General features: G+C 70.9%; 2 protein-coding genes and 1 pseudogene. 2 read left to right on the plus strand and 1 reads right to left on the minus strand.

Annotation, left to right across the window (positions count from 1 at the left end):
• Positions 1-207 (plus strand): annotated as a pseudogene (locus tag VIU94_RS17445) (hypothetical protein); the annotation flags it as partial.
• A 176-nt stretch (positions 208-383) separates the two neighbouring features.
• On the opposite strand, the gene VIU94_RS17450 reads toward VIU94_RS17445, so the two are convergent.
• Entirely contained in the window at positions 384-1529 is a 1146-nt protein-coding gene (locus VIU94_RS17450) for an epoxide hydrolase family protein (RefSeq protein ID WP_331912512.1), read from the minus strand.
• A 63-nt stretch (positions 1530-1592) separates the two neighbouring features.
• Between VIU94_RS17450 and VIU94_RS17455 the strand changes: the two genes are divergently transcribed.
• Positions 1593-2075 (plus strand): helix-turn-helix transcriptional regulator (locus VIU94_RS17455; RefSeq protein ID WP_331912514.1); only part of this gene is annotated, 483 nt, incomplete at its 3' end.

Below are 2075 nucleotides of genomic sequence, written 5' to 3' on the forward strand. Positions count from 1 at the left end.
ATGCACCGCCTCCCGACGACCGCCACGAACAAGATCCACCGAGCCTCGCTCCGCGCGGAGGCGTTCCTCTGCGCCGACGAGGTCTGGTGGCGCCCGACGCCGACGGCCGACTACGAGCCCCTCACGCCGGAGGCGCTGTCCTCCCTGCGCGCCGCGTACGACGCGCACGCCCGGCCGGGCGGCAGTTCGCCGCAGTCGTGGGTGTAGAGGGGAGATCGTCGACACCCTCACCGCCCTGCTGCTGCACGGCCTGGCGGGACCCGCGTCAGGCGCGAGCTGACCGGCCGGTGTCAGGCGCGAGGTGACCGTACGGCCCGGGCGGTCCGGCCGGCGTTTCGACGCCGTGGGCCGCCCGGGCATTCATGCGGTGCCGACCGCAGAGGTCAGGCGTCGAGGGTGGCGAAGAAGGCGCGGACGTCGTCGACGAACGCTTCGGGCTGCTCCAGCGCGAGGAAGTTGCCGCCGCGCTCCAGCTCGCTCCAGTGGGTGATGTTGTGGTCCCGCTCGGCGAAGCGGCGGATGGCGACATCGGTGTCCAGGACGACGGCCACGCCGGTCGGGACGGTGCCGCGCGGCTTCGGGGCCCAGGCGCTCGCGTCGTGGCCCGACTCGTAGTAGAGGTTCGCCGAGGAGCCGGCCGTACCGCTGAACCAGTAGACGCTGATGTTGGTCAGCAGGCGGTCGCGGCCCACGGCGTCCTCAGGGAGCTCGGCGGTGGGGTCCGTCCACTCCTTGAACTTCTCGGCGATCCAGGCGAGCTGGCCGACCGGCGAGTCGTGCAGCCCGTAGGCGAGGGTCTGCGGGCGGGTGGACTGGATGGCGTTGAAGCCCATCTTGTCCTGCTGGAAGTTCTCCAGCCGGGCCAGTCGCTCCTGCTCGGGCCCGGTCAGCCCCTCGAATTCGGCGGGGTCCCCGGAGGGGAAGGTGATCAGACCGTTGACGTGGACGCCGACGACCTTGTCGGGCGCCTGGCGGCCCATCTCGGTGACGATCCAGGCCCCGCCGCCCGTCCCCTGAACGCCGTAGGAGTCGTAGCCGAGCCGGTCCATCAGCTCGACGAACGCACCTGCGATGCGCCCGGTGTTCCAGCCGGCCTCGCCGAGCGGACCGGAGAAGCCGGTGCCGGGCGTGGAGGTCACGATGACGTGGAAGTCCTGGGTCAGCGGTCGGATGACGTCGACGAACTGCACGAACGAGCAGGGCCAGTCGTGCACCAGCAGCAGCGGGACCGCCGCCGGGTTCTGTGAACGGACGTGCAGGAAGTGGATGTTCTGGCCGTCGATCTCGGTGGTGAACTGGGGGAACTCGTTGAGCTCCGCCTCCGCCTTGCGCCAGTCGAAGCCGTCGGCCCAGTACGCGGCCAGAGCCTTGAGGTAGTCGGTGGGCACACCCCGGCTCCAGCCGACGCCGGGGATCTCACTGCCCCAGCGGGTACGCGCGAGCCGGTCGCGCAGGTCGTCGAGCTCCTCCTGCGCGATGTCGATGCGGTAGGGGTGGATCCGGGCGTGGGTGTCGCTGTTCGTCTCCATGGGTAAGACAGTATTCTGGATATAGGCACGGTTCCTTCCTAATGAGACCTCAGGCTCGACTTCATGCTCGACACTTCCGCACGTCTGCTGCGTCTGCTCTCCCTGCTGCAAACACCCCGAGCCTGGCCGGGATCCGAACTGGCCGAGCGCCTGGGGGTGAGCGGACGCACCGTCCGCAACGACATCGACCGACTGCGCGAACTCGGCTATCCGGTGGACGCCACGCGCGGAGCCGCCGGCGGCTACCGGCTGGGCGCCGGGGCGGCGATGCCCCCGCTGCTCCTCGACGACGAGGAGGCCGTCGCCGTGACGATCGCGCTGCGCACCGCCGCCCAGGGCGCCGTGCCCGGCACCGAGGAGACCTCGCTCCGCGCGCTGGCCAAGCTCGAGCAGGTGCTGCCCTCACGGCTGCGCCGGCGGGTGCGGACACTCCAGGCGTACACCGTGGCCGTGCCGGCCGACCGTCCGGCCCCGACCGTCTCCGCGGACGTCCTGACCGCCGTGGTGTCCGCCTGCCGCGACCTGGAACAACTGCGCTTCGACTAC

Source organism: Streptomyces sp. (assembly GCF_036566765.1).
GTDB lineage: Bacteria > Actinomycetota > Actinomycetes > Streptomycetales > Streptomycetaceae > Streptomyces.

Excerpts from the sequence above, each read along its gene's own strand:
- VIU94_RS17450 (WP_331912512.1), bottom strand. The coding sequence starts at position 1,529 with ATGGAGACGAACAGCGACACCCACGCCCGGATCCACCCCTACCGCATC.